Genomic DNA, 19,735 nt, shown 5'->3' on the forward strand with positions numbered 1-19,735 from the left:
TGATAGGCTAATAGATACTCTGTCTTCTGACGCTTTTTGCATACTAATCCCTTGCTTTAAATAGGTAAGTTATTCTTCTGATAAGTTAAAGTAGGTTTAAACTGTAATGGATAATAGGTAGCTATTAAAAGTAACAGTAACCCCATACTAAGCCACATCATTAAATAAAAGCAATCATCTAGTGCTAAAGCCGTTGCTCGTCTAAGCAAGGAACTATTTAATTGCGCTAGAGCAACTTTACCATGAAGATTAAATTGAGCGGCTTGCATTAAATAATTAGTTACCTGTTGCGATAAAATAGTCACCTTATTTCCTAAACGTTCGTAATAAAATACCTGGCGGTGTTGCCAGAGAGTTACAAATAATGCAGCACCTAATCCACTACTACATAAACGTATTATATGAAAACAATTAACCGCTTCTTGTGCTTTTTCTGCAGCAAAAATTTGTACTGTGAGCCGAAATAAAGGAGGTAAAAATAAAGCTAATCCTATGCCTGCTAAAATACGTGACAAAGCAATACGATTAAAATTAATATCACTATTAAATGCGGTTGTATAATAACTTGAAATAATAAAAAAAAGTAAGGCAATAGCTAAAGGTAGGCGCGGGTCAACCTGCTTATAGTGAAGTAAAAGAGGTATCCAAGCACCAAAAGCCATAGTGAGTGTAATTAAGGCAATCCAATTAGGAGTATAATTAACATACAATTTTAACCATAGGCCGAACAAGATTACCATACCATAATAAATGCCGAAGAGAAGGCCAATATTTATCATGGCAAACGTAAAAAAGAAATGTTTGAAAAGCCGTAAATGAATCAGTGGGTGCGCAATACTTAAACTATGAAAAATAAAAATTACGCTACTTACACCGCCTATAAGAAATAGACTATTAATTACATTTGACCGAAACCAATCTAATTCTTGACCCATTATTAACGCACTACCAATACAAATAAGACTTATACTGTAGAGAAGAAAATTATACTTATCTAAATAGGTTTGGCGTGGTACTTGATTAAAATTTTTAAAATTAATTGCAACAAGTATTATAAGGATTAAACAAATAGGTATATTAGTAAAAAACAACCCCCGCCAATGATAAGCGTATGAAATCCATGCTCCCCAACTAGCGCCAAGTACCGGGGTAAATGAAAAGCAGATAAAAAGATAGGGCAATAATTTGGCTTGCGCTTGCGGGGTAAACATTTTTGGCAGAAGGCCAATGGTAATTAATAAATATAACGGACCAGAAGCTATACCTTGTAAAAAGCGAAATAAATTAAAATTAAAATAAGTAGTTGTTGTGGCGCATAGCCAGGAAAAAACAAGCATTAAGCTTAAGCATAAAAGATACAGTTTAAAAGGGCTTAATTTTACAACATCTAGTTTACCTAACGGAGTAGTTAATGCATTACCGATACAAAAGAAACTAACCCCATAAGAGCTAAGAAAAGTACTTCCGCCTAAATCACTAACAATATAAATACCTGCCATAATTGGTAAGGTTAAATTAAAAATAACTAGTGCTAACGTGAAAATAAGAATAAATAAAGCCATCTAAACCTCTTCTTTTAGCACTTTGAGATCAAGCGCTTGATAAGCATATTGCTTTAAATTAGGGTCTAAATTAGCAAAAATAATTTTTTTAATTAATGCTTCATTGCCTATTTCCTCTTTAGTAAAAATATCAGTTTTATAACGTGGGCCAGCGTAGGAACGCGGAAGAAGGTGGCCTTGTTTCGTTAAATCTACCCTAACCTCCAATGATAATCCTATGCGAAGCGGGTATTTCTTTAGTTCATTTACATCTAATGCAATGCGAACGGGCACTCTTTGCACGATTTTTAGCCAATTTCCAGATAAATTTTCTGGTGGCAAAAGGGAAAAAGCATTACCAGCACCACCTGGTAAACCTACAATTTGACCATGAAAAATAATGTTACGCCCATATAAGTCAGAGGTAATAGTTACAGGCTGTCCAATGCGCATATGTCTTAATTGCGTTTCTTTAAAATTAGCATTTACCCAGAGTTCATTAAGAGGAATAATAGCCATTAAAACATCTGTTGGGTTGACTGCCATCCCTACTTGTATTGTTCTTTGTGCTACTAGTCCTTCTGCCGGGGCATAAATATTAGAACGATACCATTGTACCCACGTATCTCGTACATCTTGTGCTGCTTTCTGAACTAAAGGATGCTGAATAATTGAGCTACTTTGAATGAAAGCAACAACCTTTTGATAATTATTTTCAGTACTTTTTAAAGCCGCGACACTTGCCTTTAAATCATCTGCAGCATTTTGATACTCTTCTAGAGAAACGCCTTTATCTTGTACTACTCCAGCTCGATGCTTAAAATTCTGCTGTGCTTTTAAAAGCTCGGCTTTACGAATATTAATTTCTGCTTGCACACGAAATACTTCATGAAAAGCTTGGCATACTTCCCGCACAGCATAAGCTAGATTGGCTTTTGCTCTTTCTAAAGCGATTAAGGAATCAGTTTGATTGAGTTGAACAATTAACTGCCCTTTTTTAACTAAATAAGTATCATCAGTGTAGATATGTGTCACGAAACCACTTCGTAGCGGTTTAATATAAATTTGATTTCCTTGGACATAAGCATCATTGGTATATTCATCACCAGCCCAAATGAATAACCAAAAGAAAAAGATTATGATTAATAAAATTAAAATCATTAGAATAAGCATTTTATAGTTTGGGTGCTTAAAAGACTGCTGCTTATTCATCATGATTGTCGCACCAATGGAATATTAGCTTGACAATAACCTCCGCCAAGCGCCTTCGTTAATTTAACTGAGGCTAAATATTGATTATAAAGAAGGGTTAATTTAACTAATTTTTTTTGAATAATTTCTTCTTGCTGCCTATAAACTTCCATGCCATTATCTAAGCCATTTATTTCTCGTTTTTTAACTATTCTAAAACGCTCTTCTGCTAGACGCAGTATCTTATTTTGCTCTTCTTGTTGTTGATAGATAGATTTAGCAAATTGTAAAATATCAAGAATTTCCTGAGTACTTCGTAATAATAAATTGTTATAAGCAAAAATAGCGGCATCAAATGCAGCTTTATTCGCTCCAATATTAGCCCTTATTGCGCCTGCGGTAAAAATAGGTAAATGAATAGCTGGTCTAAGTGCTGCTGTAATACTAGAAGCACGAAGAAGTTTCTCCCAACCGCTACTTTCTAACCCAATTAAACCAACAAGATTAACATCCGGATAGTAATCAGCCATTGCCGCACCAGTCTTATAGGCTAAGGCTTTAGCCCGCCAAATCTGGGCCATTAAATCAGGGCGTCTAGCTATTAAATCAAGAGAAAGTTTTTTAGGAATAATGAGTTGTTTTGGTAAACTTGGAAGTTTAACCGTGCTTGCTAATTTTGTTTCTGGATTTCTGCCCACTAATACATTAATAAGGTAGCGGTTAGCAGCAACTTCATGGTCAATTTCAGCCAATAATTGTTTTGCTTCAAATAAATTTTCCGTAATAGTATAGGTTGGTAGGTCACCAGCTAGAGCATGATGCAGAAGTTTATTTTGCAAGGATACTATGTTCTGGCGTACACCCACTAACTGTCGATAAAGCGCTTGCTTAACTAAATTTACTTTATAAGCGAAATAAGCTTGGGCAAGTGCTGTAGTTATTACTAGCTGTACTTCGGCAACTTCTGCACGCTTAACCTTTGCCTGGCCAATGGCAGCAGCCAATAAATTATGATTTTGTCCCCAAAAATCAAAATCATAATGAAAAGAAAGTGATAAATCTATTAAATCACTATGGCGTGGAAAGTGGTGATTAAGGGCGCGCAATAAACCGTTTTTACTTACATACTGTAGATTTTCTTTAAAATCAAAAAAAACAAGCGGAAATAATTTTGAGCGCGTAACTACGGCCTCCTGTTGAGCGACTTTGAGCTTACTTTTTATCTCATGAATAGAAGGATTATTACAGAGCGCCTCTAACATTAGACTATTGAGCTCTGAGGAATTGTAAGCTAGCCACCAGTATTTATTAGGCCATTTACCTGATACTATTACTTTATTTTTTCTTTGCGTAGTAATTTCACCTTCTATATTTGGCGTTGATTTAAGGTGCTGAACTTGTTGATAAGGTGATAAAGAAATTTGACAGGATAAAAGCAGCCAAAACAGAAAGTAAACACCTATCCTTAAGGCACCTTGCATGAATCTATCCCTTGATTACCTATAATATTTATTGATGTAAAGATAATAGCCCTGTCATTCCTATATAGGCAGGAATCCATTTCTAGATAGGTACAGTGCAAATGTTAAGTTAGATTTTCGCCTGCGCGGAAAGGGCAAGCTCATTAAGTTAACGCCTTACCTGCTATTACCTGTGAATTAATCATGTTAGCGTTGAAAATGACTGAAGTAAAATGATATTTATAACCTCTTTTAAAACGTTTATTTTAAATAAATAGTAATAGCTAAGTATATAAAATTTATTTTCTAAATTTTCAAACAATAAATAATTTGTTTTTAATTAAAATTATAAAGAGACCTTGGCAAATCAAAGCTTAACCTACAGCTACTCTGTAATAGATCACCTAAGAGTATTAAGTTAATAACCCTATCATTTCTGCGTAAGCGAAAATCTATTGTAATATTTGCACTGTGCCTACCTAGAAATAGATTCCCGCCTACGCGGGAATGACAGCGCTGTTCTAAATAGCGCTAACTTAAAAACCTTGTCATTTCCGTGCAGGCGGAAATCCATCCCCATACGGGCACCGTGCCTACATAAAATTAGATTCCCGCCTACGCGGGAATGACAGCGCTGTTCTAATAGCGCTAACTTAAAAAACTTTGTCATTTCCGTGCAGGCGGAAATCCATCCCCATACGGGCACCGTGCCTACCTAAAATTAGATTCTCGCCTAAGCGGGAATAACAGCGCTGTTCTAAATAGCGCTAACTTAAAAAACCTTGTCATTTCCGCGCAGGCGGAAATCCATCCCCATAAGGGCACTGTGCCTACCTAGAAATAGATTCCCGCCTACGCGGGAATGACGAGGTTTTTCTTAAGTTGATGCCGCTGATGCGATTAAGTATGCACATAAATTATAACAACCCAGCTTAAAAACTCTGTCATTTCCGCGTAGGCGGAAATCCATCTTCATAGTGGCACTGAGCCTACATAAAAACTAAAATCCCGCCTGCGCGAGTATGACAGGGCTGTTCTTAAGTTAGCGCCCTTGTCTGATCTATTATGTTGTACTTAAATTAACCGTTACGATATTGTTAAAGAATTATCATTTATTTCTTCTAATTGGCTAGAATTAGAGCTATGAATTTCAAAGTCAGAAAAATCACTTAAATTAACTTCCTTCAAATTGCCTTGAATAATAGTTAATACGTTTGCTAGGCAAGCTTGATTACCCTTAGGAGGACTACTTACTCGCTCCTCTTTATTTTTAGGCCAAAAATGATTAAGCCAAACCAAAATTTTTTCAAGCCAAGGCTTTCCAGTAGCCATATGTTTAATAGCTAAATTCATTTGCTCTTTTTCAAGCCAGGTTTTTTGTTTAAAAAACCCAGGAATTGGATAGTATTTTTGATAGTGTTCTGGCTCTTTAACTGATTTTAATTGTGATGTTGAAGCAAATAAGGCAGCAAAAGAAATATCAAAAAGCTCCCCCCACTGTGCGGCAATTAATCGTAGCTGGTCATTTTGCTGATAATAGCCTGTGATTACTGCACAATGTTCAAATTCGCCATTAACTTTAGAAGGCTCACCAAGAGTCGCTTTTTTCTTCCGCGGATTAACATCAAAATAAACAAGCACAGGCTGTTCTTGGTTAAGTGCTGCTAGAATTAAATTTTTATAATGTTGTTGTTCAGAAATATAATAAGATGTAGTTTTAAAATCATTATAATTAAAGACTTTCGCTACTTGTTCTGGGCCATATACCTCTCCTGCTTGCGAATTTATTACTTGCTTAGCGCGCTGGCGCAAGGACTCACTATAAAGACGATTTTTATAAAGTGGCAAACTAACACTAGAATGTCTACCAACATGGACTAAATAATGTTGAACCGCAGCGCCGCCCACAAGCTTACAAGTCTGTCCCCTTTGCTTTAATGGCTTAAAACCATGGCAAAATTTAACTGTTAAGCCTTGCTGGGAAAGTTTGTGAATATAATCCTTAATGTCTAAATTGATTTTGCTCATAAATATCCCTTTTTACTTAAGCATTAACTTGGCTTAAAAATAGGTGGGAACTATATAGAAAGTTATATTGAGATGCAATGTGCAAAAGCGTAACTTGTTTAGAGAAATAGTTTATTGCTTTTAAATGCGCAAATAGTATCATAATGTACATTTATTGCAGCAAATAGGAAATCTTATGCCATTTTTCCCTTATCAAAATGCAGACCAATTTAGGCAACATTGCCGAAGGCAAACTTTAACTGATTTAACTGAGCTTAATCATCAATATGGTGAGCGCTTTGAGAAAATAAGTGACAGACAACTTGAAATTCAACAGCATTTCGATTCAATTAATCAGGAAATTATTTTGTTGGAAGGTAAAATAAAAGACGCTCAGTTAGAATCTAAAAGGAACAATGAATACCGGCAAAGTGTGTTAGAGAATTTACCTCATAATGGGGCAGAACGTCATCTAATAATGCAAAGTATTTTACCTATTTATGACAGTACATCCATATTAGCAGCGGAAATTGCAAAACTTAATAAACTTAAAGAAAATTTAAATCAAAGTCTTATTAGTTTAAATGCAGAAGTAGGTAGAAACGTTAGGGAATTAAAAATTATCAATGCTGTTATTGATGAGAAAAAGCAACAGGTGAATCTTGAATCAACAAACTCACTAGCGCCCTTTAGGTAAGATTTAACTAAGATTAAATTTATCGGGCTAACGTTTTTTATAATGCTATTCTTTTGTGCCATTAACACCGGCTTAACCTTAGTTAAGCCGGCTACTAACATTGAAGTAACTTAGTTCGATTTGTAGTCAAAACAGCTATAGGGATAAAGTCTATCAATACGCCTAAATAAGTTTACGTAGCGCAGATGTGAGCACTTCTAATTCAAAATAGATAGTATTAGTATTATCGCCAACAATAGGAATACAGGTAGTTGGATGGTCCATAATAGCTGGGCCAAACACTAGCCGGCAAGTGGCACCTGGTAAAATAGTTGTACAGACAGAGTTATTAGTTACATCACTGAAAGGTATATTGGCTCTAACATTGGTAGCTGTAACCGTAGAGGTATTTACAACATCTACAAAGCCTTGAGTTTCAAGAGCTGTATCCAAAATGATATGGCAACTTACAGCCGGCACACAGGCTTGAAAATGAGGAGCATTAGTTGGTTTTTTAACAAGTTGAATGGTAGCTAGCTGAGCTGTTGGCAAACTAGCATTTGCTTGCACTGCAATTAATACAAGAAAAAAAGCTTTAAGTATCAAATAAGCCTTACTCATAATTTATCCTTAAACTAAAAATATCATACTGCGGCCGCCAACATTACTGAGAAATAACAGGTTAGTCAATATTGTAAAAGGATTAGTAAACAATTGTCTTAAATTAAATATTCTTTTATATTACAAACCTCTCTATAAACATGGAACGTTAATGCTTTATCGTCGTTGGATTATTAAAATAATGTGTTTAATTTCATTATTAAGCGTGATAGGTTGTGCTCGTGACCCAATCACCGGTGAGTTGAAATTTGTCAAACTGGACCCAAATGATAACCCTGACATAATTGCCGCCTGGTTAATCCGTGATTATACGCCATACACCCTGCCTACCTCAAGTTACAACACTCAAAATGATGTTAACACTACTACTGCTGCAGCAGTTATAGCAGTTAATAATATTCAGTTAGTGCCGCCACCTCCACCGCCACCACCAAGTACGGCAACTATCGCTATTAGTGGTTGTGGAAATCTGTGAGATTACGAAAACAAATAAATTTTGCTAACGTAATTAATTGCTGGAATTAGTTGAAAAAGGAATGTTATGAAGCGTTTTATTTTTTTATCTACTCTGCTATATTACAAACCTTTTTATAAACATGGAACGTTTAATGTATTATCGTTGGATTATCAAAATAATATGTTTAATTTCATTCTTAAGCATGATGGGGTGTCTTTATTATAATCCAAAAACGAATGAGTGGAGATACATCAACTATGATGCCGACCCAGATTTCAAATTGTGGCAATACTTCAGCAGTGCCGCGGATATAGGATTGCCCCAAGTTACTAGCACTCAAAATGATGTTAACACCACTACTACTGCAGCGGTTATAGCAGTGAATAATGTTCAGCTAGTGCCACCACTTCCTCCGCCGCCACCAACTACGGCAACTATCGCTATTAGTGGTTGTGGAAATTTGTGAGATTACGGGAACAAATAAATTTTGTTAACGTAGTTAATGGCTGGAATTAGTTGAAAAAGGAATGTTATGAAGCGTTTTATTTTTTTATCTACTCTGCTTTTCTCTGCTCTTGTCTATGCAGAAAATAATATTGGAGCTACTAAATTTGTAGTAGAGCCAAAGCCCCTTGAGCAACTTGTCCCACTATACTTACAGCCTCAGGCTGTGGTTAATGCCGCTTACGAAGATTTTGAGTTTTCCTCGTAGTCTTGTTAAATAATGCAGCTGTTGAGGAGCTCACAAAGCAATTGTGTTAAATTTTATATTGCTATATATTAAAACGCTTTATTATAACAGGGAATTGTTTAATGTTTTGTCGTTGGTTTATTAAAATTATCGGCTTCATTTTAATTATAAGTTCAGTAGGATGCGGGAAAGAATTTGATCCTCGTTTCCAAGGAGCTCCCACAACGGGAAAGACCGCTGTAGATCCTAAAACCCAAGCAAATAATGATTTGCCACAAACTACAACTACTCAAAATGATGTTAACACCACTACTGCTGCAGAAGTTATAGCAGTTAATAATATTCAGTTGGTGCCGCCACCTCCACCGCCACCACCTCCACCTCCGCCGCCACCACCAAGTACGGCAACTATCGCTATTAGTGGTTGTGGAAATCTGTGAGATTACGAAAACAAATAAATTTTGCTAACGTAATTAATTGCTGGAATTAGTTGAAAAAGGAATGTTATGAAGCGTTTTATTTTTTTATCTACTCTACTTTTCTCTGCTCTTAGCTATGCAGAAAATAATACTGGAGCGACTAAATTTGTAGTGGGACCAAAGCCTCTTGAGCAACTTGTCCCACAATACTTACAGCCACAAGCTGTGGTTAATGCCGCTTACGAAGATTTTAAGTTTTCCTCACATAAGGGATTTCTTTTTAACAAGTATTCTGGCCACACCGATTACCTTGCTCTAGGTGGTGATAATTTTAATTTTGGCAACTATTTTGCTGGTTTTAATGTTTATAATATTAAAACTGACGATAATATTTGGTCCCGTTTAAATATTAATTTAAGTAATAGTTCGCTTGATATAGAAAATAATGGCCTTTATTTTCATGTCATGAGACAAGTATTTTCGCCTATTCCCGTTTTTGTTGATGTTTTTGCAAGTTATGGTCAAAGTAAATTTAAGTTAGCAAATACCATTTACAATAATAGCTTCTACCCTATCCAAGGCTCTTCCCAATATGGCGGTCAAAATAGCCTTGTTGGCGGACGTACTTTTTTTGGTTATGGCTATGGGAATTTTTACCTACAAGGTGATGTAACTTATTTTTATAGTAATTTCCATCAACGCCCTTATACGATAATTTATCCCAATCAAAATAGTATTCAAAACCTTGCTGTACCCGCATTAACATCACGAATAGGTACTTTTTTAGAAAATGCACGCTTATATTATGCAGTAAATGAATACTTCTCACCTTTTTTAAGTGCAGGCCTTATTCAATTAGCTAGTCGTAATTTTAGTAGACCTTTAGTTGATGCTAACGCCGTTTTTAGCTCGCCACTACCACAACTACTTATTGGTAGAACAGGGTATCGAGTTGGCGCAGGCTTTAATCTTACTTACAAGTGGTTGCGTATTGTTCCTATGTATTCCTATTTGAACCGCAGTAGTCACTTTAAAGATAATTATACAAGCATTACTTTTGAGCTTATGGGCGTTTAATTTATTAAATCGCCAGTGAAATGCCTGGATCCCGTGGACAAGCCACGGGACGTAGGCTTCAGAACCAAAGTTTTTCAACTGTTTTTAATTTTTGCCCATTATAGCGTTTAATAGGCTTTGTATCGGATAAAAATTAAACTATCCTTTTCACCACCTGCCTACGTCCCGCGACTCGTTAGCGGGATCCAGCGTGGCAGTGAAATGCCCGGATCCCGTAGACAAGACACGGGGCATAGGCCGCAGAAACAAAATTTTCAACTGTTTTTAGTTTTTGTCCAGTATAGCATTCAATAGGCTTTGTATCGGATAAAAATTAAACTATCCTTTTCACCACCTACCTACGTCCCGCGACTCGTTCGCGGGATCCAGCGTGGCAGTGAAATGCCTGGATCTCGTGGACAAACCACGGGACGTGGACCGCAGAAACAAAGTTTTTCAGCTGTTTTTAGTTTTATCTAGTATAGAGATTTATTTTTTACTGTATTTTTCTGCTTTTCCTTCTTTAGCTTGCGCTAACATAAATCTAATTTAAAAACTATTATATTAATAAAATCAGTAGCTTAAGCTTGTCAATAATTAACCAAAATCATGACTTTAGCTGTTAAAGCCAAATTAAGCATACTAATAGCTGCTATAGTCAATATATATAATTTCATCATTTAAAGGATAGTAAATTACTATGGAAGAGGCCTATGTCCATTATTTAAAATTTAGATTAAATGAAGAGCATATATTACTAGATCTAAATCAAATTCAAATTGTTTTACCAATTGCTGAATTAGAGGCGCTACCAAATCAAGATGCTGCTATAGCTGGATTACTTAATTTTCATACAACATTTATTCCAATTTACCATCTAGCGACACTCCTTAATATGCCTAAACCAAGTTATGATTTAGATACACCTATCATTATTTGCTTACTAGCAACTAAATTAATTGGGCTATTAGTTTCAGAAGTATTAGAAGTATCTACCTTAACTAGTAAAGATTTGCAAAATCCTCATTCGTCTTATATTTACTCGTATGTAGATGGAGTCGTAGAAGATAATCATATAGCCTGCTGGTTGCTTAATTTAGAGAAATTATTAAATTTTCATCAATTAACATTTGACGCTAATGAACACACTCATGTTAAAACTTGAAAAATGGGCAAACCAACAATATGGCCTACTTATCTATAACCATACTTATGAGCAGATTAAAAATAAGTTGGAAGACTTTTTGATTGCAAAAAATCTTACGGAAAATAGTCTTTTTCAAGGTTTATACGCAGGAGATTTAGCACTTATTAAGCCAATTTTGAGTATCTTAACTGTGCCAGAAAGCTATTTCTTTCGCGACCAAGCAGTTTATAACTATCTAGAAAAAATCTATCTACCCAAACTTATAGCCGAGAAAAGACTTACTGGAAGTTTTGAAATTAATATTTGGAGCGCCGGTTGCGCCAGAGGCGAAGAGATTTATTCTATTGCAATTTTATTAGCTAGTCTTCTACCAGATTTACCGCACTGGAAACTTAATCTCATTGGGACTGATATCAATGAGATAACGCTTACTCAAGCAAAAGAAGCACTTTTTACTAAAAGAAGTATCCATACTTTAAAAGAAGAATTTAAAGAAAAATATTTTTTTAAACAGGGTAACTTATATGGCTTAGTTCACCTTATTCGACAGATGGTCGATTTTTCTTATTTTAATCTCGCTAAACCTTACCTGGCTTTTAATAATTATGACTTAATATTTTGTCGCAATGTTTTAATGTATCTAACTAAAGAAGTCATTGACTCTGCACTTGACACCTTTTATCAAAGCCTAAATGAAGATGGTTTATTATTTTTAGGACTTTTAGATTCTAATCCTTATCAACAAGAAAAATTTATTACTTGTGTAGCAGATAATGTCTTTTTTCTTAAGAAAAAACCTATAGAAAAGAGAGCTCAAGTATCTCAGCTAACTACCACTAAACCAAAAAAGCTAACCTCAGAATCAACTTCACAAACTATGCTTGCGCTTATTAAAAGCCATCTAGAGAATAAAAATTACAATCAAGCACTAGAAAAAATTAATTTATACTTAACTAAGTGGCCTAAAAATGGCTTGATTCTTCGCTATAAAGGAGAGTGTTTATTAGAAAAAAATAATTTAGCCGCAGCCCTTACAGCCTTAATTGAATCGACTAAATTAGATCCTCTAGACCCAATTAGTTATTTTTTAAAAGGCTTAATTGAAATTGACTATCAACAACCACAAGCTGCAAAAATCTCTATGCAACGTGCTTTATACTTAAAAAATACTTTTCCAGAAGCTGCTTATTATTTAGGTTTAATATACTTACAAATAGGACAATCTCGTCAAGGAGTACATTGGTTAAAAAAATCTCTCCATTTTGCAACTAAACTAAATGAAAATTCAATTTTATATACTTTAGCTAAACGAGACCATTTTATTAATGCCGTTACTAAAAGTATCTCTTACTATGAGCGATTAAAAGATGAATAATGATCAATTAAATTCACCAGACGCCAAAGCTATTTTAGCACGCCGAAAAGCAGTTGTTGCAGAAGAAAAGTTAGATTATATCAGCCAAAAAAATAATTTTATTTTGGTATTTAAAGTGGATGAGTTACAAAAATATGCTCTTTCCTACACCCAAATTGAATACGTCATACCTTATCAGCAAACTACTGCCGTACCCGGTGCTGACCCTATTTTTTCAGGTGTAATCTATTATAATAATGAAGTATGGCCGGTAATAAGTTGCCATCGTCTTTTTAAGATGCAAGATCAAGAAACTGTTTCTTTTTTTATTTTATGTAGAAAAGATATGCAGCGTTTGGCTTTATCAGTCAATAAAATTGTAGGCCAACTTTCACTAAAAGAGAATGAAGAGCTCTTTCCTTTGGTTAATGAAAAAGTGAATAAAAATTCTTATGTTCAAGGAATATATCAAATAGATATAGCGTTAATCGATCTAGACGCTATATTTAATATATTGACGCCTAAATTGTTATAATAACAAATAAATAGGATTAATTATGTTAGGAAGGAACCTAAATCTTGATGTATTTAAATTTATCAAAAAGAATGTAGCGCTGCTTGCTATTTTAATAATCATATTGATTTTAATGCTCTCTGACCTTACATATAACTATTCTACCCTACAAGTAGTTAATATACTGCTTTTATGCTTTGCCATTTTTACAGCAGGATTTAGTATTATTTCCTCACTACAATATGAAAAAGCAAGTAGGGAACATCTACAAGATTTGTATAACACACTCGACGCTATCTCTAAATCACAAGCAATTATTGAGCTGGCAATGGATGGCACTATTATCACTGCTAATGAAAACTTTTTGAATATATTAGGGTATACACTAGATGAAATTAAGGGCAAACATCACAGTATATTTTTAGAAAAAGCAGATAGTCAGTCAAATGAATATAAAGATTTTTGGGCAACATTGAAACGCGGTGAGCATATCCAAGCTGAATTTAAACGCCTAACTAAGGATAACAACGTAGTATGGCTTCTAGCATCTTACAATCCTATTAAGGATAATAAAGGAAAGCCTATTAAGGTCATTAAAGTTGCTGCTGATATTACACAAAGAAAAGAGCAAACGACCCATTTAGAGGCATTATCTAAAAAATTAAAAGATATTGGTTTAAGAATTAGCAAAGAAAGCAATGAAATTGCAATTGGCGTGAAACAGCTTGAATCCACGGTTTCCGAACAGGTTACAAGTGCTTCAGAACAAGCAGCAGCAGTAACCCAAATAAGTACAACCATTGAAGAAATAAAAGCAACCACTAACCAAACCCAAAAAAAAGCTAAGGAACTAGGTGAATCAGCAGATTTAACCACCAAAGAAAGTGAAAAGGGCCGAGAAGCTGTTGCAACGATGGCTACATTTATCACTAATTTACGCAATAAAATGCAGCAAATTTCAACCACAATTTTAAGTTTAAATGATAAAACACAACAAATAAGTGAGATTACTGAAGCTGTAGCCGATATTGCTAAGCAATCAAAAATGTTAGCTTTAAATGCTTCCATTGAAGCAGCTAAAGCTGGAGAATCAGGAAAAGGATTTGCTGTTGTTGCAGGAGAGGTAAAGGATTTAGCTGAGCGTTCTCAACAATCAACTCAACGCGTTCAAAAAATTCTTCAAGATATACGTCAAACAGCTGAACGTGCCGTTATGGTAACAGAAGATGGGAATAAGAGTGTTGAAGAAAACTCAAGACAAGTTGAGCTAACTGAAGGAATTATTAATTCTTTAGGTAATGTAATTGAAGAAACATCCCTTGCCTCTATGCAAATTGTCTCAGCCGTTCGCGAAGAGTCAGTTGCTATTGACCAAGTGGATTTAAGTATTAAAGAAATTAATAAGGTAACAAACTTATTTATTTCTGCAACTGAACAAACGAGAAAAGCGACTACAGGCTTAAGACAGGTCGCAGATTCATTAAGAGATACAGCAAGTCAATATGAATTAACGGAGCTACAAAAAGAGGATTGAAGGGATGTCTATTGACCAAAAACTTCAGCAAATGCTCCTAGAAACCTTTAGGGCTGAACTGCAAGAGACCCATCAATCTCTTATTACCGCCCTACTTTCTCTTGAAAAAACAACTGACTCAGCAACGCTGGCTGCTAAATTAAAAGAGTTATTCCGTTACTCCCATAATATCAAAGGCGCAGCAGCTTCAGCCTCCATTCCAGCTATTTCTTCTATAGCTCATGGCTTAGAAAATTTATTTCAAGAGTGGCGAGAAAAAAATTATTTTCCTAACCGTGAAGAAATTAACGCCTGTCTTGAAGTTGCTGATAACTTACTATTGGCATTAAAATTATTTGATGATGGGCAGACTATAGATGTAGAAAATTTTTTAGCTCCGTTGCGAGGCGAAAAAACAATAAGAGAAGTAGCCCAAACTAATATTAATGAATTTATAAAACTTCCATTAACTCGCATTGAGCGAGCAAACGCAAAAGCGAATGAATTTATTATCTATCGCTTAAAACTAACAGAATGGTTTAGAGAGCTGGAATTTTGTCTTAAAGAAATTAATCACTTACCCGAATTAAACGCCCTCCCGTTTATAAAAAAAATAAACAATATTTCATCAAACGGCATCCAATTTTTAGGCGATTTTTCACGCGCCATTCAAAGTTTACAAGAAGAAATAAAAGCAATGAGAATGATACCTATCTCTATATTGCTAACACCATTATTCAGAACAGTACGCGATCTTTCCATTAAGCTAGGTAAAGAAGTTGAATTAGTAATTTACGGTGGCGATATTGAGTTAGATAAAGTCATTTTAGATACCATTAGTGATCCCTTACAACATGTTATAAGAAATGCAATTGATCATGGAATTGAAAGCAACCAAGAACGTGAGCAGAAAAATAAACCAATCCCTGCAACAATCCGTATCGAAGTTACTCAATGTTCTGGGAAAATTCTTATTAAAATTAGTGATGATGGAAGAGGAATTGACCTCTTCCAAATAAAAAAAAGTGCATTAGAGCGTGGGCTTTGCAATGAAGAAGAAATTGAAAATTTAAGTGAAGAACAAATTTTAGATTTTCTTTTTGTTTCTGGCTTTTCTTTGAATAAAAAAGTAACTGAGATTTCTGGCCGTGGCGTTGGCCTTGATATTGTTAAAGCAAATATAGAAAAAATTAGAGGCACCATTAAGATAGCTACCGCTGTCAATCAAGGCAGTTGCTTTACCTTCATTCTTCCACTTACCTTAGCTACCATGCGCGGTGTATTTTTTAGGCTCAAAGAACAAATCTTTATGCTACCTACAATTTCCTTAAAGGCACTTTATGAAATAAAAACAGATGAAATAAAATTGGTAAATAATCAGTTGAGTTATGTTATAGATAATAAGCCTATTCCATTAATTAGTTTATATTATATTTTAAATAACCAAGAACAAGCCTTAAACACTAAGCAAGATTGTTTTGGCTTATACATTGATTATCCAGGCATTGATCTTATCTTATGGCTTGATGCTATTGTTAATGAACATGACTGTGTCATTAAACCTCTTCCACCGCCCTTTAATCAGTTAACACAATATATAGGGGTAACACTCACTGGTGATAATCATTTAGTTTTAGTGCTAGAACCTAATAAAATAGTTGAGATGGCGCTAGAACAAAAAATACCCGCAACAAAATTCAGCGCAATACAACCTACACCAGCTAAAATTCAGAAAAAAGTGCTTGTAGTAGATGACTCCTTAACAACTAGAAGCCTATGTGCTAATTCATTAGCAGCAGCAGGGTTTGAGGTCTTGACTGCAACTGATGGTGAGCAAGCTTGGCAACTTTTACAAAAAGAGCCTTTTGACTGCATTATTACTGATATTATTATGCCTAAAATTAATGGTTTTGAGTTGACCAAATTAATTAAAGGCGATAATAAATTAGCGCATACTCCTGTCATTATTATCTCTTTATTAAACTCCAGAGAATACAAAGAGCAAGGGTTAGCAGCTGGAGCAAATGCATTCGTAGCAAAAAGTGAATTTGATACTCATTCTCTAATTGAAATAATGGAGTCACTATTATGATAAAACCAATTAGGGTGCTTATCGCTGATGACTCGAAAGTATCTACTCAATTACTTACATCAATTTTAGAAGAATCAACGAATATTAAGGTAATTGGCCAAGCAATAGACGGGGTTGAGGCGGTCAGATTAACCAAACAGCTTAAACCTGATTTAATAACAATGGATATCAACATGCCTAATATGGATGGAATAGAGGCAACACGCATTATTATGGAAGAGTGCCCAACTCCTATCATTATTATTAGTTCACACTCTAACAACCATATAGCTGAGAATAGCTTTAATGCCCTGCAAGCGGGAGCCTTATCTATTATTGAAAAGCCGCAGAGTATCTTAGATAAAAATTTTAAAGAGGCCAAACAATTTATTATTAACTCTATACTTACCTTGGCAGAAGTACCCGTTGTCACCAGAAGACCTAATACATCTTTAAAAAAAATAGTATCCCCACCAAAACTAAGACAATCCTTTAAGATTTTAGCGTTAGGGTGCTCAACTGGAGGCCCTAGTGCGCTAAATTGTATTTTAAAGCATCTACCAGCAAACTTTAATATTCCTATCGTAATTACTCAGCATATTACCAAAGGTTTTTTAGATGGGCTAATAAATTGGCTGCAGCATAATACCCCCTTAAAAATAGAAATTGCTAAACATAATCAGTTTCTAGAACCTGGCCATGTTTATTTTGCTCCCGATAATACCCACCTTACTGTCGGCAACAGTTTAAAACCTATTGCTATCTTAATGGATGGTACAGCCATTGATCATTTTAAACCTTCAGCTAATATGTTATTTAGCTCTATTGCGAAAAGTTATCCAGATTCAGCCATTGGCGGATTACTGACGGGAATGGGCCATGATGGTGCAGAGGGCTTGCTGCAAATGAAAAAAGCAGGATGTTATACTTTTGCTCAATCTGAAGCGACATCAGTTATTTTTGGGATGCCAAGCACGGCAATAAAAATGCAGGCTGTAGATGAAATTCTTGACCTAGAACAAATAGCAACGTTTTTGCTGAAAACATGTAAAGGAGGGGCTCGATGAAAAAAATTTTAATTATGGACGATAGTGCCACCTCACGCGCTTTATTTAAAAATTGTCTAAGAGATCAACCAGAATATGAGGTCATTGAAGCGAAACACATTGAAGAAGCTTTAGAAAAGGCAAAAAAAAATCAACCAGAGTTAATAGTTCTTGACTATAATATGCCAGACCTCACTGGCACTGAGGTGGCCCAGATAATGAAAAAACAGGGTATAAAAGCTAATTTTATACTACTGACTGCTAATACTCAGCAATCGGTTATTGATGAAGCTAAAAAAGTAGGCTTTTTAGAGGTTCTTGAAAAACCTATTTCTTCAGAAATTATTTGCACCTGCTTAGCGAGACTGCAATGATTTTAACGTCAAACCAAGAAGACGCTCTTAAAGAAATAGGTAATATCGGTGTTAGTAAAGCAGCGAAACAATTATCTATTTTATTAGATTCGCCTATTAAAATTTCAATCCCAAACATCTCTGTAATTAAGCCCGATCAAATAGATATTCCTGAAGTCTATAAGCATGATACGCTCTCTTTTGTGTATCAAATGCTTTCCAATGACTTACAAGGCTATGCTGCTTTAGCGTTTAAGAGAGAGCAAACGAACCTTTTAACTATGTCAGTACTGGGGCAAATTCCACAACTTACGCAAGAAGAAGCTAGAGCTTGCGAACAAGAAGCTTTATTAGAGATTGGTAATATTATTATTAGCTCCTGCATAACTGCCATTGTAGATTTACTTGCTAAAAAAATAGGTTTGTCTCTACCTTTTTATGATGAAAATAATGTAGTTAATTTAATGAAAAAATTATGCGCTTCCTTTTCCGACCCACCACAAGAAGTTTTAGTTATATCTACTATATTAAATACAGGCAATGATAAATTATTTGGGAACTTGTTTTTAATACTAACCCAACATGCTACTCATACGATATTAACAGCAATTCAGGGACTTCTTAATGATTAAGGATGAGACATTATTTGAACTTATTTTTAATAGCTTGTCATTAGGCATCATTCTTGTTAAAAAAGATAATACTATTTATGCTTGGAATAAATGGCTAGAAAATATCACCAACATTTCACCTGACAATGCCATCGGTAAGTCTTTGGATATGATATTTCCTTTAAGTACCCGTTTTGAGTGGGCATTAGAACAAGTCTTAAAATATGGTCACCCACAAATTATTTCCTCATTACTTAACAAATTTCTTTTTCCAGTTTCAATAAATAAAAGCTCATTTAGTAATTTAGATCAAATGCCACAAGATATTGAAATCCTACCTATAAATTATAAACAACAAGATATGGCGCTAGTGATTATTAAAGATGTTTCGGCTAAAGTTCATTTAAAAAATACTTTATTGAGTATGGCTGCAAAATTTGAAACAAGCAGTTTTGTTGATATGCTAACTGGCTGTTATAATAGACGATTTTTATTTAAATATTTAGAAGCAGAATTAAGTACCGCAAAACGGCAAAATTATAATATAATTTGCTATCTTTTTGATATTGATTTTTTTAAAAAAATAAATGATGAATTGGGTCATAATGCCGGTGATGAAGTATTAATTTCTTTTTCTAAATTAACTCAATCACTTTTAAGGCCTAATGATACTTTTTTTCGCTATGGAGGCGAAGAGTTCATATTAATTAGCTCGCAAGTAGAGCTGCAAGATGTACCCCGCATTGCTCATCGAATACGTACTGAGTTAGAAGAAACTTCTAGCCATAGTGGTATAAAAAGAAAGATAACTTGTAGCTGTGGTATCGGCTATTGGACACCAGCGAGCCCGCCCATTACCGTAGAAAAATTGATAAATTTAGCAGATATCCAGTTATATAAAGCAAAAAATCAAGGAAGAAATTGCGTGGTAATGGATAACCATCCGGTTTAATTATTTTACTTAGCTAAATTGTTGTGCAGTTAAGTCCTAATAGTTTCCTTGCGCA

General features: G+C 34.8%; 20 protein-coding genes. 15 read left to right on the forward strand and 5 right to left on the reverse strand.

Annotated elements, in window-relative coordinates; translation table 11 throughout:
- Positions 1-56: 56 nt before the first annotated feature.
- The 4 genes from ACNVED_RS11915 to ACNVED_RS11930 form a co-directional block, all read right to left on the reverse strand.
- Positions 57-1,562, reverse strand: coding sequence for an MFS transporter (locus ACNVED_RS11915; RefSeq protein ID WP_419419234.1), 1,506 nt, complete (start codon positions 1,560-1,562; stop codon positions 57-59).
- Positions 1,563-2,756 carry an efflux RND transporter periplasmic adaptor subunit gene (locus tag ACNVED_RS11920; RefSeq protein ID WP_419419235.1) on the reverse strand — a complete coding sequence of 398 codons (1,194 nt, stop codon included), beginning with the start codon at positions 2,754-2,756 and terminating at the stop codon, positions 1,563-1,565.
- Positions 2,753-4,213 carry an efflux transporter outer membrane subunit gene (locus tag ACNVED_RS11925; RefSeq protein WP_419419236.1) on the reverse strand — a complete coding sequence of 487 codons (1,461 nt, stop codon included), beginning with the start codon at positions 4,211-4,213 and terminating at the stop codon, positions 2,753-2,755. Before ACNVED_RS11925 ends, ACNVED_RS11920 begins: the two co-directional genes overlap by 4 nt.
- A gap of 1,065 nt (positions 4,214-5,278) precedes the next feature.
- On the reverse strand, positions 5,279-6,220 hold the full coding sequence (locus ACNVED_RS11930; RefSeq protein ID WP_419419237.1) for a hypothetical protein: 942 nt from the start codon (positions 6,218-6,220) through the stop codon (positions 5,279-5,281).
- A 175-nt stretch (positions 6,221-6,395) separates the two neighbouring features.
- On the opposite strand from ACNVED_RS11930, the gene ACNVED_RS11935 reads away from it, so the two are divergent.
- Positions 6,396-6,896 (forward strand): hypothetical protein, encoded by a 501-nt coding sequence (locus tag ACNVED_RS11935; RefSeq protein ID WP_419419238.1) that lies wholly within the window; start codon positions 6,396-6,398, stop codon positions 6,894-6,896.
- 162 nt (positions 6,897-7,058) lie between these two features.
- On the opposite strand, the gene ACNVED_RS11940 is transcribed toward ACNVED_RS11935, so the two are convergent.
- A complete protein-coding gene (locus ACNVED_RS11940; protein WP_419419239.1) occupies positions 7,059-7,496 on the reverse strand; it encodes a hypothetical protein in 438 nt (145 codons plus the stop codon).
- Positions 7,497-7,647: 151 nt separating this feature from the next.
- Here ACNVED_RS11940 and ACNVED_RS11945 point away from each other — a divergent pair, with 151 nt between their 5' ends.
- From ACNVED_RS11945 to ACNVED_RS12010, 14 genes are all read left to right on the forward strand, one after another.
- Positions 7,648-7,971: a hypothetical protein gene (locus tag ACNVED_RS11945; RefSeq protein ID WP_419419240.1), complete on the forward strand. Its 324-nt coding sequence runs from the start codon at positions 7,648-7,650 to the stop codon at positions 7,969-7,971.
- Positions 7,972-8,269: 298 nt separating this feature from the next.
- Complete coding sequence (locus ACNVED_RS11950) at positions 8,270-8,419, forward strand: hypothetical protein (protein WP_419419241.1); 150 nt, start codon at positions 8,270-8,272, stop codon at positions 8,417-8,419.
- A gap of 66 nt (positions 8,420-8,485) precedes the next feature.
- Positions 8,486-8,665: a hypothetical protein gene (locus ACNVED_RS11955; protein ID WP_419419242.1), complete on the forward strand. Its 180-nt coding sequence runs from the start codon at positions 8,486-8,488 to the stop codon at positions 8,663-8,665.
- A gap of 101 nt (positions 8,666-8,766) precedes the next feature.
- Positions 8,767-9,084 carry a hypothetical protein gene (locus tag ACNVED_RS11960; RefSeq protein WP_419419243.1) on the forward strand — a complete coding sequence of 106 codons (318 nt, stop codon included), beginning with the start codon at positions 8,767-8,769 and terminating at the stop codon, positions 9,082-9,084.
- Positions 9,085-9,150: 66 nt separating this feature from the next.
- A complete protein-coding gene (locus tag ACNVED_RS11965) occupies positions 9,151-10,140 on the forward strand; it encodes a hypothetical protein (protein ID WP_419419244.1) in 990 nt (329 codons plus the stop codon).
- A 679-nt stretch (positions 10,141-10,819) separates the two neighbouring features.
- Positions 10,820-11,284, forward strand: a complete 465-nt coding sequence (locus ACNVED_RS11970; protein ID WP_419419245.1) for a chemotaxis protein CheW — start codon at positions 10,820-10,822, stop codon at positions 11,282-11,284.
- Positions 11,271-12,641, forward strand: coding sequence for a CheR family methyltransferase (locus ACNVED_RS11975; RefSeq protein ID WP_419419246.1), 1,371 nt, complete (start codon positions 11,271-11,273; stop codon positions 12,639-12,641). Before ACNVED_RS11970 ends, ACNVED_RS11975 begins: the two co-directional genes overlap by 14 nt.
- Positions 12,634-13,155, forward strand: a complete 522-nt coding sequence (locus ACNVED_RS11980) for a chemotaxis protein CheW (protein ID WP_419419247.1) — start codon at positions 12,634-12,636, stop codon at positions 13,153-13,155. Before ACNVED_RS11975 ends, ACNVED_RS11980 begins: the two co-directional genes overlap by 8 nt.
- A gap of 22 nt (positions 13,156-13,177) precedes the next feature.
- A complete protein-coding gene (locus ACNVED_RS11985) occupies positions 13,178-14,668 on the forward strand; it encodes a methyl-accepting chemotaxis protein (protein WP_419419248.1) in 1,491 nt (496 codons plus the stop codon).
- A gap of 4 nt (positions 14,669-14,672) precedes the next feature.
- Positions 14,673-16,739: a hybrid sensor histidine kinase/response regulator gene (locus ACNVED_RS11990; RefSeq protein ID WP_419419249.1), complete on the forward strand. Its 2,067-nt coding sequence runs from the start codon at positions 14,673-14,675 to the stop codon at positions 16,737-16,739.
- Positions 16,736-17,785: a chemotaxis-specific protein-glutamate methyltransferase CheB gene (gene cheB, locus ACNVED_RS11995; RefSeq protein ID WP_419419250.1), complete on the forward strand. Its 1,050-nt coding sequence runs from the start codon at positions 16,736-16,738 to the stop codon at positions 17,783-17,785. Before ACNVED_RS11990 ends, cheB begins: the two co-directional genes overlap by 4 nt.
- The gene (locus tag ACNVED_RS12000; protein ID WP_419419251.1) at positions 17,782-18,138 is read left to right on the forward strand and encodes a response regulator; all 357 of its coding nucleotides are present in this window, start codon (positions 17,782-17,784) and stop codon (positions 18,136-18,138) included. Before cheB ends, ACNVED_RS12000 begins: the two co-directional genes overlap by 4 nt.
- Entirely contained in the window at positions 18,135-18,749 is a 615-nt protein-coding gene (locus ACNVED_RS12005) for a chemotaxis protein CheC (protein ID WP_419419252.1), read from the forward strand. The genes ACNVED_RS12000 and ACNVED_RS12005 overlap by 4 nt, the downstream gene beginning before the upstream one ends.
- Positions 18,742-19,680 (forward strand): diguanylate cyclase domain-containing protein, encoded by a 939-nt coding sequence (locus ACNVED_RS12010; protein WP_419419253.1) that lies wholly within the window; start codon positions 18,742-18,744, stop codon positions 19,678-19,680. The genes ACNVED_RS12005 and ACNVED_RS12010 overlap by 8 nt, the downstream gene beginning before the upstream one ends.
- The last annotated feature ends 55 nt before the right edge of the window (positions 19,681-19,735 follow it).

The sequence above is a fragment of the Legionella sp. D16C41 genome (genome assembly GCF_048541585.1).
Classification (GTDB): Bacteria; Pseudomonadota; Gammaproteobacteria; order Legionellales; family Legionellaceae; genus Legionella_C.

What these genes read in the sequence shown, in the direction of transcription:
- ACNVED_RS11935 (WP_419419238.1), top strand. Translation starts at nt 6,396, where the DNA reads ATGCCATTTTTCCCTTATCAAAATGCAGACCAATTTAGGCAACATTGC.
- ACNVED_RS11915 (WP_419419234.1), bottom strand. Translation starts at nt 1,562, where the DNA reads ATGGCTTTATTTATTCTTATTTTCACGTTAGCACTAGTTATTTTTAAT.
- ACNVED_RS11945 (WP_419419240.1), top strand. Translation starts at nt 7,648, where the DNA reads ATGCTTTATCGTCGTTGGATTATTAAAATAATGTGTTTAATTTCATTA.
- ACNVED_RS11970 (WP_419419245.1), top strand. Translation starts at nt 10,820, where the DNA reads ATGGAAGAGGCCTATGTCCATTATTTAAAATTTAGATTAAATGAAGAG.
- ACNVED_RS12010 (WP_419419253.1), top strand. Translation starts at nt 18,742, where the DNA reads ATGATTAAGGATGAGACATTATTTGAACTTATTTTTAATAGCTTGTCA.
- ACNVED_RS11925 (WP_419419236.1), bottom strand. Translation starts at nt 4,213, where the DNA reads ATGCAAGGTGCCTTAAGGATAGGTGTTTACTTTCTGTTTTGGCTGCTT.
- ACNVED_RS11980 (WP_419419247.1), top strand. Translation starts at nt 12,634, where the DNA reads ATGAATAATGATCAATTAAATTCACCAGACGCCAAAGCTATTTTAGCA.
- ACNVED_RS11955 (WP_419419242.1), top strand. Translation starts at nt 8,486, where the DNA reads ATGAAGCGTTTTATTTTTTTATCTACTCTGCTTTTCTCTGCTCTTGTC.
- ACNVED_RS11920 (WP_419419235.1), bottom strand. Translation starts at nt 2,756, where the DNA reads ATGATGAATAAGCAGCAGTCTTTTAAGCACCCAAACTATAAAATGCTT.
- ACNVED_RS11940 (WP_419419239.1), bottom strand. Translation starts at nt 7,496, where the DNA reads ATGAGTAAGGCTTATTTGATACTTAAAGCTTTTTTTCTTGTATTAATT.
- ACNVED_RS12005 (WP_419419252.1), top strand. Translation starts at nt 18,135, where the DNA reads ATGATTTTAACGTCAAACCAAGAAGACGCTCTTAAAGAAATAGGTAAT.
- ACNVED_RS11960 (WP_419419243.1), top strand. Translation starts at nt 8,767, where the DNA reads ATGTTTTGTCGTTGGTTTATTAAAATTATCGGCTTCATTTTAATTATA.
- ACNVED_RS11985 (WP_419419248.1), top strand. Translation starts at nt 13,178, where the DNA reads ATGTTAGGAAGGAACCTAAATCTTGATGTATTTAAATTTATCAAAAAG.
- ACNVED_RS11965 (WP_419419244.1), top strand. Translation starts at nt 9,151, where the DNA reads ATGAAGCGTTTTATTTTTTTATCTACTCTACTTTTCTCTGCTCTTAGC.
- ACNVED_RS12000 (WP_419419251.1), top strand. Translation starts at nt 17,782, where the DNA reads ATGAAAAAAATTTTAATTATGGACGATAGTGCCACCTCACGCGCTTTA.
- ACNVED_RS11990 (WP_419419249.1), top strand. Translation starts at nt 14,673, where the DNA reads ATGTCTATTGACCAAAAACTTCAGCAAATGCTCCTAGAAACCTTTAGG.
- ACNVED_RS11975 (WP_419419246.1), top strand. Translation starts at nt 11,271, where the DNA reads ATGTTAAAACTTGAAAAATGGGCAAACCAACAATATGGCCTACTTATC.
- ACNVED_RS11930 (WP_419419237.1), bottom strand. Translation starts at nt 6,220, where the DNA reads ATGAGCAAAATCAATTTAGACATTAAGGATTATATTCACAAACTTTCC.
- cheB (WP_419419250.1), top strand. Translation starts at nt 16,736, where the DNA reads ATGATAAAACCAATTAGGGTGCTTATCGCTGATGACTCGAAAGTATCT.